The sequence below is a fragment of the Silicimonas algicola genome (assembly GCF_003970735.1).
GTDB lineage: Bacteria > Pseudomonadota > Alphaproteobacteria > Rhodobacterales > Rhodobacteraceae > Silicimonas > Silicimonas algicola.
Genome location: NZ_CP034588.1, coordinates 3,359,633 through 3,374,203, shown reverse-complemented (window position 1 = coordinate 3,374,203; position 14,571 = coordinate 3,359,633). Strand labels below are relative to the sequence as shown.

At 64.7% G+C, this 14,571-nt stretch carries 14 protein-coding genes and 1 pseudogene; 6 read left to right on the top strand and 9 right to left on the bottom strand.

Translation table 11 applies throughout. From position 1 onward, the window contains the following. Positions 1–68: 68 nt before the first annotated feature. Complete coding sequence (locus EF888_RS16515; RefSeq protein ID WP_109759772.1) at positions 69–1,289, bottom strand: acyl-CoA dehydrogenase; 1,221 nt, start codon at positions 1,287–1,289, stop codon at positions 69–71. 172 nt (positions 1,290–1,461) lie between these two features. On the opposite strand from EF888_RS16515, the gene EF888_RS16510 reads away from it, so the two are divergent. Beyond that, a complete protein-coding gene (locus EF888_RS16510) occupies positions 1,462–3,474 on the top strand; it encodes an OmpA family protein (protein ID WP_241239703.1) in 2,013 nt (670 codons plus the stop codon). A gap of 78 nt (positions 3,475–3,552) precedes the next feature. On the opposite strand, the gene infC is transcribed toward EF888_RS16510, so the two are convergent. Continuing rightward, positions 3,553–4,065 (bottom strand): translation initiation factor IF-3, encoded by a 513-nt coding sequence (gene infC / locus EF888_RS16505; protein WP_241239702.1) that lies wholly within the window; start codon positions 4,063–4,065, stop codon positions 3,553–3,555. Positions 4,066–4,417: 352 nt separating this feature from the next. Between infC and EF888_RS16500 the strand changes: the two genes are divergently transcribed. After that, positions 4,418–4,786, top strand: a complete 369-nt coding sequence (locus EF888_RS16500; RefSeq protein WP_109759773.1) for a hypothetical protein — start codon at positions 4,418–4,420, stop codon at positions 4,784–4,786. Between the two features lie 31 nt (positions 4,787–4,817). Here EF888_RS16500 and EF888_RS16495 read toward each other — a convergent pair whose 3' ends face one another. The 6 genes and pseudogenes from EF888_RS16495 to cysG all read right to left on the bottom strand — a co-directional run bounded on the left by EF888_RS16495 (position 4,818) and on the right by cysG (position 10,272). After that, positions 4,818–5,654 carry a ferredoxin--NADP reductase gene (locus tag EF888_RS16495; RefSeq protein WP_109759930.1) on the bottom strand — a complete coding sequence of 279 codons (837 nt, stop codon included), beginning with the start codon at positions 5,652–5,654 and terminating at the stop codon, positions 4,818–4,820. 69 nt (positions 5,655–5,723) lie between these two features. Beyond that, the gene (locus EF888_RS22695) at positions 5,724–6,152 is read right to left on the bottom strand and encodes a DUF934 domain-containing protein (RefSeq protein ID WP_170121487.1); all 429 of its coding nucleotides are present in this window, start codon (positions 6,150–6,152) and stop codon (positions 5,724–5,726) included. 42 nt (positions 6,153–6,194) lie between these two features. Then, positions 6,195–6,914: pseudogene (locus tag EF888_RS22320) on the bottom strand (phosphoadenylyl-sulfate reductase); the annotation flags it as partial. Continuing rightward, complete coding sequence (locus EF888_RS16485; protein ID WP_109759775.1) at positions 6,904–8,574, bottom strand: nitrite/sulfite reductase; 1,671 nt, start codon at positions 8,572–8,574, stop codon at positions 6,904–6,906. The pseudogene EF888_RS22320 and the gene EF888_RS16485, both read right to left, overlap by 11 nt. Before the next feature lies 1 nt (position 8,575). Next, entirely contained in the window at positions 8,576–8,890 is a 315-nt protein-coding gene (locus EF888_RS16480) for a DUF2849 domain-containing protein (RefSeq protein ID WP_109759776.1), read from the bottom strand. Then, a complete protein-coding gene (cysG, locus tag EF888_RS16475; protein ID WP_109759777.1) occupies positions 8,887–10,272 on the bottom strand; it encodes a siroheme synthase CysG in 1,386 nt (461 codons plus the stop codon). The genes EF888_RS16480 and cysG overlap by 4 nt, the downstream gene beginning before the upstream one ends. A 136-nt stretch (positions 10,273–10,408) precedes the next feature. On the opposite strand from cysG, the gene EF888_RS16470 reads away from it, so the two are divergent. Further along, the gene (locus EF888_RS16470; RefSeq protein WP_109759778.1) at positions 10,409–10,870 is read left to right on the top strand and encodes an Lrp/AsnC family transcriptional regulator; all 462 of its coding nucleotides are present in this window, start codon (positions 10,409–10,411) and stop codon (positions 10,868–10,870) included. On the opposite strand, the gene EF888_RS16465 is transcribed toward EF888_RS16470, so the two are convergent. Next, the gene (locus EF888_RS16465) at positions 10,842–12,074 is read right to left on the bottom strand and encodes a cytochrome P450 (RefSeq protein WP_241239701.1); all 1,233 of its coding nucleotides are present in this window, start codon (positions 12,072–12,074) and stop codon (positions 10,842–10,844) included. The two genes, EF888_RS16470 and EF888_RS16465, sit on opposite strands and share 29 nt — an antisense overlap. Before the next feature lie 150 nt (positions 12,075–12,224). Between EF888_RS16465 and EF888_RS16460 the strand changes: the two genes are divergently transcribed. The 3 genes from EF888_RS16460 to EF888_RS16450 all read left to right on the top strand — a co-directional run bounded on the left by EF888_RS16460 (position 12,225) and on the right by EF888_RS16450 (position 14,528). After that, positions 12,225–13,250, top strand: a complete 1,026-nt coding sequence (locus tag EF888_RS16460; RefSeq protein ID WP_109759780.1) for a DUF808 domain-containing protein — start codon at positions 12,225–12,227, stop codon at positions 13,248–13,250. A 137-nt stretch (positions 13,251–13,387) separates the two neighbouring features. Continuing rightward, on the top strand, positions 13,388–14,008 hold the full coding sequence (locus EF888_RS16455; protein WP_146203002.1) for a VPLPA-CTERM sorting domain-containing protein: 621 nt from the start codon (positions 13,388–13,390) through the stop codon (positions 14,006–14,008). 193 nt (positions 14,009–14,201) lie between these two features. Beyond that, on the top strand, positions 14,202–14,528 hold the full coding sequence (locus tag EF888_RS16450) for a VPLPA-CTERM sorting domain-containing protein (protein WP_109759782.1): 327 nt from the start codon (positions 14,202–14,204) through the stop codon (positions 14,526–14,528). Positions 14,529–14,571: the final 43 nt, after the last annotated feature.

Sequence of the window (14,571 nt, the reverse complement as noted above, 5' to 3'; positions counted from 1 at the left end):
GACTGTTTCGTTCGGGGCAACCGGACCGCTGCGGCGCCCCGGTTGTCCCTGATGTGGGGGTCAATGACCTAGAAGAACGCCTGGAGTCCGGTCTGCGCGCGGCCAAGGATCAGGGCGTGGATGTCGTGTGTACCCTCGTAGGTGTTCACCGTCTCAAGGTTCATGACGTGCCGGATGACCTGGTATTCCTCCGAGATTCCGTTTCCGCCGTGCATGTCGCGGGCCATGCGCGCGATGTCGAGCGCCTTGCCGCAGTTGTTGCGCTTGATGAGAGAGATCATCTCGGGTGCGGCGCGACCCTCGTCCATCAGACGGCCGACCCGTAGCGCCGCCTGAAGGCCGAGGGAGATCTCGGTCTGCATGTCCGCGAGCTTTTTCTGGAAGAGCTGCGTGCCCGCGATCGGCTTGCCGAACTGCTTCCGGTCGAGCCCGTATTGCCGGGCGGCCTGCCAGCAGAACTCGGCCGCGCCCATGACGCCCCACGCGATCCCGTAGCGCGCGCGGTTGAGGCAGCCGAACGGACCCTTGAGTCCTTCGACGTTCGGCAAGAGGGCATCCTCGCCAACTTCAACGTTGTCCATGACGATCTCGCCCGTCACGCTGGCCCTCAGGGACTGCTTGCCGGTGATCTTGGGGGCAGAAAGCCCCTTGGCCCCCTTTTCCAGAACGAAGCCGCGAATTGCATTGTCGTGGGCTTCGGACTTGGCCCAGATCACGAAAACATCCGCGATGGGACTGTTCGAAATCCACATCTTGGCGCCGTTGAGGACGTATCCGCCCTCGGTTTTCTTCGCCACGGTCTTCATGCCCGCCGGGTCGGAGCCGGCATCGGGTTCGGTCAGTCCGAAGCAGCCGATGAGGCTGCCGGCGGCGAGGCCGGGCAGGAACTTCTGGCGCTGTTCGTCGGTCCCATAGGCGTAGATCGGATACATCACGAGAGACGACTGGACGGACATCATCGAGCGATAGCCCGAGTCGACGCGTTCGATTTCCCGCGCGACGAGGCCATAGGTGACGTATCCCGCGCCCAGGCCGCCAAGATCCTCGGGCAATGTCACGCCCAGAAGTCCCGCTTCCCCCATCTCGGCGAAGATCTCGGGCTCTACGCGTTCCTCGGCATAGGCCGCGCGCACACGAGGCGACAGGCGGTCGGCTGCGAAGGCCCGCGCGGCATCGCGGAGCATCCTTTCGTCCTCGTCGAGCTGATCCTCGAGAAGGAACGGATCGGCCCAGTCAAAGCGGGCGAGAGATGGCGCATCCTTCGGCTTCAGGCGGTCGTGCGCGTTCATGTCGGTCCTCCGTCAGGGCGATTGGGGTATTCAGCTAAGGTGGTCCCTAACCGGCGGCAATGGCAATGCGGATCTCCGCCGCGTGGGGACATCGCTCCGGAACAGCTTTACCCTCCACGCGTTATGGTGACGACGCTCTGCAAAGAGCACTCAAAGGATTGGAGTGAATTCAATGGTTTCGCTGAAAAACACCACAGCCCTGATGGCCTGCGTCGCGTTGGTCGCGCCGAATGCGCTGATTGCGCAGAATGTGCCGGGCGGCCTTACGCAGCAGCTTGCGGCCGAAGCCGGGCTTGAAATGTGCGACGGCGACGCGCCTGACGCGCCTTGCGTCTCGGAAGACGGATTCCTGGTCGTCCAGCGCCCGACCGACGGTCTGGCAGCCTGTGATGCCGAGACCCCGGTGCCGTGCGTGACGACCGAAGGCCTGGTGAAGGTCGATGTGGAGTCCGAAATCGGACAACAGGTTCTCGCCAATCGCCAGTCGCAACCGAATGCCGAGTCCGAAGCGGCGGCAGGCGATCAGCCCGCCGAGGAAGCCGCGCCGGTCGATGTCGTGACCGAAGAGCCTGCTGTCACCGAAGGCGAGGCGGCGCTCCAGGCCGATACAACTGCCGAAGCTGACACCGCTGCCCAGCCGCAAGAAGGCACGGCTGACGGCACCATCTCGACCGACACCACAGCCGACTCCGCTGTCCCGCCGACCGAAGAACAGGCGAACGAAGGGTCGACCATCGAGGAAGACACTGGCGCGAACGTCGTCGAAGCGCCTGAAGCTACAGAAGAGGCTCCCGCCGATGAAGGCGCGGTCGCTGAAACCGAGGCCGAACAGCCTGTCGAAGCCGAGACAACTGCAGAGGCCGAGCCGGCCCCCGACGTCGAAACCGAGACAACCGCAGAGTCCGAGCCGGCCCCCGACGTCGAAACCGAGACAACTGCAGAGGCCGAGCCGACTTCTGAGGTCGAAGCCGAGCAGCCAGTCGCGGGTGGCGAAATGACGGCGACCGACACAGAGCCGTCTGTTGAAGCCGAAGGCGACGTCGCCACGTCCACCGAAGACCCGGTTGAAAGCATTGACGCCACCGAGCCCGAAGCCCCGGTTGAAGAGATCGTCGAGGTCGAAGAAGCGCCTTCGGCGGCTGCCGCTGCTGCCGATGGGACGGCGGAAGCCCCGGCTGACGTGACCGTCGAGACCGAGGAAGTGACCGAAGACACCTCGCGGTCGTCTTCCGAAGAGTTCCAGACCACTGCGACGGGAGATGCGTCCGCGCAAGCCGAGGTCGGAGGCGACGATGGGCTTTCGAACTTCGAGAAGGCTCTTCTGATCGGTTTGGGCGCCGTGGCCGTTGGCTCGATCCTGAACAACGGCGACGAGGTCGTCTCGAACTCCGGTGACCGGATTGTGCTGCGGGAACCATCGGGCGACCTGCGCGTCCTGAAAAACGACGACGCGCTTCTGCGTCAGCCTGGTTCCGAGGTGCAGACCGAAACCTTCAGCGACGGCTCGACGCGCAGCACCGTGACCCGTGATGACGGGACGCAAATCGTGACGATCCGCGCCGCTGACGGTCGGGTCGTGCGCCGTGCGCGGATCCTGCCCGATGGCCGCCAGATCGTGCTGTTCGACGATACGACCGAATTCGAGCCCGTTCGCGTGACCGAGCTTCCGACCATCGAGAAGCGTGCGACTGGAATCGACGCGAACAACGCCGATCAATTGCGGGAGGCTCTTGCCGCCGCCGAGGTCAACAACCTCGACCGCAGGTTCTCGCTTCGTCAGATCCGGCAGATCGAACAGGTCCGCGCCCTTGCGCCCGAGATCGACGTCAATGCCGTGACCTTCGCGTCCGGCTCGGCGGCGATCCTGCCCAACCAGGCGGAAGAACTGTCGGAACTGGGCAACGCGATGAAGGACCTCATCGAAGAGAGCCCGGGTGAAGTCTTCCTGATCGAAGGTCACACCGACGCCGTGGGCGACGCGACCTACAACCTCGCGCTGTCCGACCGCCGGGCCGAAACGCTGGCGCTCGCGCTGACCGAGTACTTCGACGTGCCGCCGGAGAACATGGTCACGCAAGGCTACGGCGAATCGCAGCTTCGCGTTCAGACCGAATCCGCGGAGCGGGCTAACCGTCGCGCCACCGTTCGCCAGATCACGCCGCTTCTCGGCATGGCGATGAACTGACGGCGATTGCCATATTGAATGCGAAAGGCCCGGCGAAAGCCGGGCCTTTTGTCATCAGACTGACAGCTCAGGTCGATGTCACTTAGACGGCCCGATCATCATCACCATCTGACGGCCTTCCATCCTGGGCATGTTCTCGACCTTGCCCAGCCCGTCAACGTCCGCCGCGACGCGCTCCAGAAGGTCGCGTCCGAGGTTCTGGTGGGCCATTTCGCGGCCACGGAAGCGCAGGGTCACCTTGACCTTGTCGCCCGCCTCGAGGAAGCGCGTCACGTTCCGCATCTTGACGTCATAGTCGTGGATGTCCGTGTTGGGACGGAACTTCACTTCCTTGACCTCGATGATCTTCTGCTTTTTCCGGGCCTCGCTCTCGCGTTTCTGCGTCTCGTACTTGAACTTGCCGAAGTCCATGATCTTGCAGACGGGAGGAGTGGCGTTCGGAGAGATCTCGACGAGGTCCAGTCCGGCCTCCTCGGCCAAGGCCATGGCGCGCGCGGGCGTCACGACTCCGACGTTCTCTCCCTCGGCTCCGATGAGCCGGATTTCAGGCGCGCGGATACGGTCGTTGATCCGGGGGCCGGTGTCACGCACCGGGGGTGCGTTATGCGGTCTGCGAGCGATGGTCGATGTTCCTTGTTTCGTTACGTTTTCAGGCTGCAAAACATAGAGGTCGAAACCCTGTCTTTCAACCGGATTCGGGAGGGGAGCGGAAAGCACCCGCAGGCGGTGGGACCAGACCTGTCCCCGTGGCAAAAATGTCGAGCCGTCTGGAAATCATCACGAACCCCTGCCGCCCTTCAAGAATCCGCCGATCGCCACAGTGACGTTGCGCCGGCTTCGGCCTATTTCCGCATCGCCGAGCGAGAGGTGTTGGCAGCGTCCGCGCGTCTTGTCATGAGGACGCCGTGGGAGGGTGTTCCGGACGTTCAAGAAGGAATGCAGGATGGGGCATATTATCTGGGCATCGAGTTTCGCGGCTGTCGCCGCCTTCGTCTTCGGCATCACCGCCGGGGATCCGGACGCGGATGGGGCGCCGGTCGAGCAGAGCGTTGCGGCCGAGATGCCGTCTGCGTCTGCCGAGGTGACGGGGAACGGAAGCTGGGGCAGCGCGCTCGCCAGCGCCGCCTGGGGCATGTCCGCGCTCAGGCCAGAGACCTATAACGGCGAGATCGTTATCGATCTGCTTGAGGCGTCCCCCTTGTCCGAAAGTGAACGCGACGCCTTCGAGGCCGATCTCGCGGCAGCCGAACTGGGTCGAGCCGACCTCGACGAGGTTCTGGCCAACATCCGTCTGGCCTTGGCGTTGGACTGACGAGAGGGTCCCGGTCTGCGCCGGGAGACCGTCAGACGCCGTCGCCGACGAATGCCTTCTCGACGACGTAGTGACGCGGATCGCTGTTGGCGCCTTCCTCAAGCCCGAAGCCTTCCAGCACCGTCTTCATGTCGGTGTTGAAGGCGAGGCTTCCGCAGACCATGCCGCGGTCGGTTTCCGGCGACAGGGGCGGAATGCCGAGATCGGCGAAGACCTTGCCGCTGACGAGGTTGTCGGTGATCCGGCCCATGGTGTCACTGTCTTCGCGCGTCGTCGTGGGATAGTAGATCAGCTTGTCGGCAAAGCCTTCGCCCATCAGCTCGGCCAGCATCTCGTCCTGTCGGATGCTATCGACCAATTGGTGGCCGTATTCGAGTTCGGCCACGTCGCGGCAGGTGTGCATCATCACGATCTGGTCGTAGCGGGCGTAGGTGTCAGGGTCGCGCATCAGCGACGCGAAGGGCGCGATGCCGGTTCCGGTGGCGAAGAACCAGAGGCGCTGACCTGGCAGGAGAGCGTCGAGGACGAGGGTTCCGACCGGCTTGGGCCTCAGGATGATCTCGTCGCCGGGCTGGATGTGCTGGAGTTTCGAGGTCAGCGGCCCGTCCGGCACCTTGATCGAATAGAACTCCAACTCGTCGTCCCAGGCGGGCGAGGCGATGGAGTAGGCGCGCAGGAGCGGCTTGCCGTTGTCGCCGAGGAGGCCGATCATCACGAACTCGCCCGAGCGGAAACGCAGGCTGGCCGGCCGCGTCACGCGGAACGAGAACAGGCGGTCGGTCCAGTGCTTCACCTCGGTGACGGTCTGGGCGTCGGGCAGGGTCGCAGGCTTGGCGGCGGTCTGGGTCACGGGTCTCTGATCTGTCATCTCATTCATCCGGTCCTGCTTGGAACCGTCCCTCGTCATAGTCCTTGATGCGGGTCAATAGAAGGCGTCTCAGGCGCGCAGGCGAGCCTGGTAGTCGTGTGCCTTCCAGTTCGCGCGGGCAAGCCACTGGTCTTCGGTCTGGCGGCGGGCAAGCTCTGCCGCGATCTCGACCTCGTCGAAGCCCGAGCGCCTTGCCATCGCGTACTGATCCGCAATGACATGGCCCTTGGCGCGAAGGCGGCCATGGAAGCCCTTGAGCCTCAGGCGGCGCGCCAGCGTGAAGCCGCGACCGTCCGAGAAGCTGGGGAAGTCGATGCGGATCATGTCGATGGACTCGAGCCGCCCGTCGAGCACCGAAAGGTCGGCGTCGGGTGAAAGGTCCACCGCCAGGGCGGCTCCGGCAGTTGCCGGAAGCGTGTTCGGCGTGGCGAAACCGTGGGCCCAGTCCTCCGGTCCGAAGCCCGTGTCGGTGACGATGACGGTGTCTTCTGTCGCCATGATGTCCTCTTTCTGCGGCTCCTCGACCGGCGCGGGCAGGGGGCCGCGCACGACCTTGCCGTTGACGAAGTGGATGCCGCACTCCTCTTTCTCGCTACCCCGCCAGCGTCCGGCGCGCGGGTCCTCGCCCTTGGCGACCTTGCTCGTGCAGGGCGCGCATCCGATGGACGGATATCCCTGGGCCACCAAGGGGTGCCGGGGCAGGCGGTTGTTCAGCATGTATTCCTGAACGTCGCCCGGCGCCCAGTGGGTCAGGGGGTTGATCTTGATCCGCACCCGAAGCTCGGCCTCGAAGAATTCGAGGTCTGTCCGCCGACCGCCCTGATAGCGCTTGCGGCCGGTGATCCAGGCGTCGAAGCCCTTCAGCGCCTCGTGGAGGGGCGCCGTCTTGCGCAGCGCGCAGCAGGCGTCTGTGTCGGTCCGGTGCAGGAGTCCCTGCGGGTCGCGAACGGCTGCCTCCTCCGGGTCGGGACGGATGATGCGAACGTCGGTCAGACCCAGCCGTTCCGCGACGCTTTGCTGATAGTCCAGCGTTTCGGGGAACAGCATCTCGGTGTCGAGAAAGAGGATCGGCGTCGCCGGGTTCGCGACGGCCACCATGTGCAGGAGCACGACGGATTCGGCGCCGAAGGACGACACGAGCGCCGTGCGCCCGACCTGCGGATCGGTGAGAGCGTGCTTCAGCACGTCCGCCGCCGAGTGGTGCGCATAGCACCGGTTCAGGTCGATGACCCGGCTCGGCAGGGTTCCGTCAGGCCGCATCGGCCGTTTCCTTCTCGGGGTACAGCGCGGCCTTGAACGGATCTGGCCCGAGGCGGCGATAGGCGGCGAGGAAGGTCTCGCCCGCATCCTCGCGGTTCTCGAGGTAGGCGCCGACGAGCCGCTCGATGGCCGGGACGATCTCGTCTGCCGGAAAACCCGGCCCGGCGCGCTCGCCGATCACTGCCGTCTCGGTGTGATCGCCGCCGAGCGTGATCTGGTAGTTCTCGACGCCTGCACGGTCCAGTCCGAGGATGCCGATGTGGCCGACGTGGTGGTGGCCGCAGGCGTTGATGCAGCCCGAGATCTTGATCTTGAGCGGCCCGATCTCGTGCTCGAGCTTCAGCTCGTCGAAGCGCGTCGCGATCTCCTGTGCGATCGGGATCGACCGCGCGGTGGCGAGCGCGCAGTAATCCATGCCGGGGCAGGCGATGATGTCCGAGATCAGACCCACGTTCGCCGTGGCCAGTCCGGCTTCGCGCAGCGTCGCGTAAACCTTGGGTAGGTCCGACTTGTGGACGTGCGGAAGGATGACGTTCTGCTCGTGGCTTATGCGCAGCTCGTCGTGGCCGTAGGTTTCGGCCAGATCGGCGAGAACGCGCATCTGATCCGAGGTCGCATCGCCGGGCGTCGCCCCGTGGGCCTTCAGCGAGACGGTCACGATGCAATAGCCCTCGGCCCGGTGCGACGCGAGGTTGGTGTCGGTGAAAGCCCGGAAGGCCGGGTTCGCCAGACGAGCGGCGTTGAAGTTTTCGAACGTCGCGGTGCGGAACTCGGGCGCGGCGAAGGATTGTTCGATCCGGGCAAGAAGCTCCTGATCCGCGCCTCCGAACTCGCCGCGCAATTGTTCGAATTGGTCCTCGACCCGTGCGCGGAACTCCTCGATGCCGGTCTCGGAAACCGTGATCTTGATGCGGGCCTTGTACTTGTTGTCGCGCCGACCAAGCAGGTTGTAGACGCTCACGATGGCTTCGAGATAGGGCAGCAGGTCCTCTTGCGGGAGGAAGTCGCGGATGACTTCGCCGATCATCGGTGTGCGGCCCAGACCGCCGCCCACGATGACCTCGAACCCGCCGACGCCGACCTCGTTCCGCACCATCCTCAGCCCGATGTCGTGCGCCTTCGTGACGGCGCGGTCGTTCGGGCTGCCGGTGACGGCGATCTTGAACTTTCGGGGCAAGAACTGGAATTCCGGGTGGTCCGTAGACCATTGCCGGATCAGCTCGGCCACCGGGCGCGGGTCGGCGATCTCGTCGCCGGCAGCGCCCGCGAAATGGTCTGCCGTCACGTTGCGTATGGTGTTCCCGCTGGTCTGGATTGCGTGCATGCCAACGTCTGCCAGCGCGTCCAGCATGTCTGGCACGTCCTGCAGCTTCGGCCAGTTGTACTGGATGTTCTGCCGCGTGGTGAAGTGGCCATAACCCTTGTCCCAACGGTCGGCGATGAGTGCCAACTGGCGCATCTGCCGCGAGTTGAGCGTCCCATAGGGGATCGCCACGCGCAGCATGTAGGCGTGAAGCTGGAGGTAGAGGCCGTTCATTAGGCGCAGGGGACGGAACTCGTCCTCGGTCAGGCTGCCGTCGATGCGGCGCTCGACCTGGGCGCGGAACTGGGCCACGCGTTCGCGGACGAAGGCTTCGTCGAATTCGGTGTAGTGGTACATCTTACAGTCCTCGGCTGGCGTCGGCCTGCTTGCCGTGCCGGTAGTTGGAGGGTCCGCGCGTGCGGAACGCTTCGCGGAAGTGCGTGGGCGCCGGGCCCTCCGCCGTGGCCTTTGCGTCGACGAGGTAGGCGCCGACGACCTCGTGTCCCTGCGACAGCGCGTGGATCAGGCGATCCTCGGCGACGGCCTCGTCCTCGATCAGCTCTGCTTCCGCCATGTCGCGGGTCCAGCGGTCGTCGGCGGTCAGCCAGACGGCGTCTCCATCGAGAAGCGCGTTTGCGGCGACGACCTTGGGGGTAAAGGGACGGCGGCTCATAGCGCGATCTCCTCTGGCAGTTGGATGGCGGCAGCGTCGCGAGGCGCGAGGCCGTAGAGCATGAGGGCGGGGCCTTCGAGGAGGGCTGCGTCCTCGGGCAGGGTGCGGAGGCGTGCGGCGATCACGCGCTGGTCGGGACGCGAGGCGTTCTCGACGAGGGTTACCGGCGTCTCGGGATCGGCGCCGTGCATCATCAGCCGACCCTGAAGAAAGCGCGAGGCCTTCTTGCCCATGTAGATAGCGGCGACCTCGCCCGGCTGGGCCAGCGTCCGCCAGTCCTGGTCGGCGTAGCCCTGGACATCGTGACCCGTGACGAAGCGAACCGACGAGTTGCGCCCGCGACGTGTGAGGCTCTGGCCGATGGCAGCGACCGAAGCCGAGGCAGCGGTAATGCCGGGGACGACGGCGAACGATACGCCAGCCATCTCGCAGGCCTCGATTTCCTCGTCGAGGCGGCCAAAGATCGTGGCGTCGCCCGCTTTCAAGCGAACGACATGGTGCCCGTCGAGCGCATGGCGCACGATCGTGGCGTCGATCTCGTCCTGCGGGGTCGAGGGACCGAAGCCTTCCTTGCCGGCGTCGACGATGATCGCCTCGCGCCGCGCGAGCTCGAGGATGGCCGGTGTCACAAGCCGGTCGTGGATCACCACGTCAGCTTCGTGCAGGGCGCGGCGGGCCTTCAGCGTCAGAAGCTCGGGGTCACCCGGACCTGCGCCGACGAAGGTGACGTGTCCCTCACGAGCGCTCCGTTTCAGGTGGTCCGCGAGAAGGTCGTCAAGCGTCTCGGGAAGCGCTGCCTCACCGTTGCTGTCAAAGGCTCGGGGGCCGGCGGCGAAATAGTAGTCGGACCAGAACTCACGGCGCGCGGGGCCGTGCGGCAGGGCGTCGGCCGCGCTGCGGAACGCCTTGCCGATCCGGGCGAGGATGCCGAGCGAACGGGGCAGCCGTTCCTCGAGGTCCGCCTTGATGGCGCGGGCCAGAACTGGGGCTGCGCCTTCTGTGCCGATGGCGACGGTGACCGGATCGCGGTCGACGATGGCGGGCGTGATGAAATCCGAATTCTCGAGGTTGTCGACGTGATTGACGAGGACGCCTTCGACGCGGGCGATGTCCGCGACCCGGCGATCCTCGGCCTCGTCGTCGGACGCGGCATAGACAAGGGCGCTGCCGGTGGCGTCTCCTTCGGCGAAGGCGCGGCGCCGCAGAGTGATCTGGCCCTCGTTCGCCCAGCTTTCCACGGTTTCGTCGGGCGAGGACGCGAAGACCACGATCCGGGCTTCTGTCTTGAGCAGCAAGCGCAGCTTGGCGACAGCGGCTTCACCGCCGCCGGCGACGACGACGGTGCGATCCACGAGGGAAAGGAAGATGGGGAAGTGCTTCATGGCGAATTGCTCCGGGCTTGTCCTAGATTATAGGATTTCGTCCCGATAAATGGCAGTATGAGGTTGCGGATAAGAACAAATGTTCTAGATGTTCGTCCTATCGGAACGAATTTCGCCCAATCGAAGGATCACGGGAATGGCGGCGCGGATCGACGAACTGGACCGGAAAATCCTGCGCGAGTTGCAGCGGGACGCAAGCCAGTCGCTAGACGACATAGCGAAGACCGTCGGGTCTTCCAAGACCCCGGTCTGGAACAGGATTCGCAAGATGCGCGACTCGGGGATCGTGGGTCGCCAGACGGCGATCCTGGATCCCGAGAAGCTGGGGTTCGAAGCCTGTTTCTTCGTCCTGATCCGCACCTCCGAACACGAGGCCGAATGGCAGGCGAAGTTCCTCAAGGCGCTTCGGTCGCGTCCCGAGGTGCTGGAGGCGCACCGGCTGGCGGGCGACATCGACTATATCCTGAAGGTCCGGGTGCGAAACGCGCGCGCCTATGACGAGTTCTATCAGGCGCTGATCTCGGAGGTCCGGATCTACAACGTCACCGCTCTGCTCTCGATGGAAGAGATCAAGTCGACGACGGATTTGCCGGTCTGACCTCGACCACAAGACGCTCGTAGCCGTGGAAGTGGTAGGCGTCGGCGAATTGCGGCGGCTCGGTCACCTTCAGACCCGGGCAACGCGCGAACAGGATCGGCAGCGCGATCTGCATTTCCAGACGCGCGAGCGACGCGCCGATGCAGACATGGATGCCCGAACCGAACGCCAGGTGCTGACGTCGCGCGCGGAGCGGATCGAAGCGGTCGCCGTCGGGCCACACCGCATCGTCGCGGCTGGCCGAGGCAAGGAGGCAGCCGATCTCGTCGCCGGCGTGAAACGTCACGCCCTCGATGTCGACGGGTTTGTAGACGTAGCGGCTGAACATGTGGAGCGGCGGATCGAAGCGCAGGCACTCCTCGACGGTGCCTTCGATCTGGCCGGGCTCCAGCACCAGTCCTCGGTCGGGATGGTCCGCAAGCCGTGCCACCGCGTTGCCAAGCGAGTGCACCGTCGCCTCGTGCCCGGCATTGAGCAGGAGGATCACGGTCGAGATCAACTCATCCGAACTCAGACCCACGCCCTTGGACTCGAGCGACAGAATCTCGCTCAGGAAGTCGTCTCCCGGCTTCTTGCGCCTTTCGGAGATGACCTCGGCGAGGAAATCCCGGAACTCCGCAGCCGCCACGCCCGCCGCGTGTTCGATCTCGGGGTTCCGCCGCGCCTGGTACATCGCCACCATGTCGTTCGACCAGGCCTGAAGCTGCGCCGCCATGTCGTCCGCCAGCCCGAAGAACCGGGTCACGACGAGCGCCGGCAGGGGACGCGCGTAGGCCTCCAGCACATCGAAAGGGCCTGACGGGAAAGCGTCGATGAGGGCGTCCGAGATGCGGCTGACTTCCGGCGCCATTCGCGCGAGGCTCGCACGTCCGAAACCCTGCATGGCGATCCGACGGATGCGCGTGTGTTGCGGCGGCTCGAGTTCCAGGAGCGAATGGCGCTCGACCGCGTAGAAGGGCTCCAACGGCGGCGTGACCTGGGGCCGCCGGTCGGGAGGAACCTCGCGCCCCATCCCGGGATGGCGCAGGACGGTCGAGACGGCGGCTTGGGTCGTGGCCATCGCCCGGTCGTATTCCGTCCACCAGACAAGGGGACCAAGGGCCCTCAGCTTTCGATAGAATGGGTAAGGGTTCTGGATGAACGCAGGATCGCGCGGATCCTGCGACACCATTGGCAGATCTGGATGAGGACGCAGTCCGGCCATCGCGGGTATTGAATCATCGCAATCGCAGCCGATGCAATGCTGACTTTTCGACAGGTGGATGAGGCCCATCTTCCTGCGCCGGGCTTGAGGCGTAGGCTGCCCTGTGCAACACCCTTCGGAACAAACGAGACCTTGGGGACTTGCCACGCCATGAGCGGACTTCTTGCCCTTCTCGACGACGTTGCGGCCATCGCGAAACTTGCGGCGACGCAGGTCGACGATCTGGCAGCTCAGGCCACCAAGGTAGGGGCGAAAGTCGGGGCCACGGTCCTCGACGACGCGGCGAAGGCCGGAAGCAAGGCGGCGGGCGTGGTCATCGACGACGCGGCGGTGACGCCGAAGTATGTCACCGGCCTGCCGGCCGCGCGCGAACTGCCAATCATCTGGAAGATCGCGCGGGCGTCCTTCTTCAACAAGCTGGTCATCCTGCTGCCCGTGGCTCTTCTTCTCGACAACTTCCTGCCCTGGCTTGTCACGCCGCTTCTGATGCTCGGCGGCTCGTACCTGTGTTTCGAGGGCGCCGAGAAGATCTGGCACTGGCTTCATCCCCACCCCGAGAGCCATGCGCAGGCGGCCGAGGTCATCGACGCCGCGCATCTCGAGGAACAAAGGGTCAAGGGCGCGATCAAGACGGACTTCATCCTGTCCGCCGAGATCATGACGATCTCGCTCGCCGCCGTGGAAAGCGACAGTTGGGTCACGGCCGGCCTGATCCTTGCCATGGTCGCAATCGGGATCACGGCGCTGGTCTATGGCGCGGTCGCGATCCTGGTGAAGATGGACGACGTGGGGCTCAGGCTGTCCCAGATCGGGCGGCTTGCGTTCACCCGCAGCTTCGGGCGCGGGCTGGTGAAGTTCATGCCCACGCTCATGCGATTGATCTCGATCGTCGGCACTGCCGCGATGCTCTGGGTCGGCGGAAACATCATGGTCCACGGCGCGGACACACTCGGGTGGCATTGGCCCTACGCAACCATTCATCACTGGGCGGAGCTCGCCGCTCACGCCGTCGGACGTGCCGAAGGCGCGGTGGCCTGGAGCGTGACCGCCGCCGTCGATGGCGTGATCGGCCTATGCTGGGGTCTCATCCTGATGCCGGTCGTATCGAAGCTGATCGTGCCGCTGGCCTCCGGTTTGTTCCCCGAGAAGAATACGGTTCCCGCCGCCGGGCACTGAGGCCAAGAGAACCGGCGACAGATCGCTGTCGATGTGCTAAGGTCAGCACTGTAATCGCTGCCAGAACGGCCGGCTCCCGCATGATCGGAAATGCCATGGCTCGTCTTTCAGCTTTTATCTTCCTATCCCTTTTCTCAATGTCGCCGACCTCGGCAGCCACCTTGTCGTTCAATGGCCTTGCGACGGCTCCCGCCGGCGTGACCATCGAGGCGGCCCGCGTCGTCGATGGCCGCGTCGTGCAGGGGTACGACAGTCTCAGCACCTCCCGATCCCGCGGCATGGGAGTCGTGGGGGCAGGGGACACGGGAGAGGCCGACGGAACGGACCAGATCGACTCCTACGACGGCGAGGACGTCATCGTCTTCCGCTTCGACCGTCCTGTGCGGCTCGAGCGGATCGACTTCGCCCTGATCGACTGGTGGGACCGCTTCGACCTCTACATCGGCGACGAGGCTGCGCTTCAGCGACCCTACAAGGCCGACGATCTTTCAGGCTACGATTGGGTCAGTTCGATCGCGGTCGACGGCAGCCCGGTCGCGCGCACATTCGCCGTGGCGGCCTCGCGCTACCAGTCCTGCGGATATGCGATCGGAGAGGGTCACGCCTGCTGGTGGGAGAACTCGGCTTTCCGCCTCACCGGGCTTCGATTCTCGGATGTCGAACCCGATGCGGTGCCTCTGCCCTCCTCTTTCGCCTTGTCGATTGGGGGACTGGCTGCGCTCGTACTGCTGCGGAGAAGACACATTTTCCAAGGGTGAACAGGAGATTCTGTTCGTGAAGAAAGTGTAAAGAAGCGGCCCCTCCGGCATTGTTTCGACTGGCTCCACATTGCCTTTGTTTTGTCGGCTTCTCTTTGGCGTTTGCCACTTTTCTGCTATCTTTCCATTTGCACAAAGCGTGCCTCGTGTACCGGCGAGATGTTCGTCGGATTGTTGTTTGGGGGATTAGTGTATGAAGAAAACGCTTATGCTCGCAGCCGTTTTTGCGGTTGTCGGCGGGACGTCCATGGCGGCGCCCTATAGTGGCGGTTTCAGTTTCCGTGATCACAAGGTGCCGTCCGTGCACGCCAAGATCGCGATTATCTGGAACCATCTCCAGGAGCGTCGTGCCCAGGTCATCGCCATCGGTTCGGACTGCGAATGCTGGTTCGGCCGTTGCGAAGAAGGCCCGGGCGAAGGTGGTGGCAGCGGCGAGACTCCCGAAGTCCCGCTTCCGGCCGCTGGCTTCCTGCTTCTCGGTGGTCTGGGCGGTCTCGCCGTCCTGAAGCGCCGCAAGTAAGACGCGACCTACAGACCTGGAAAGGGCGGCTTCGGCCGCCTTT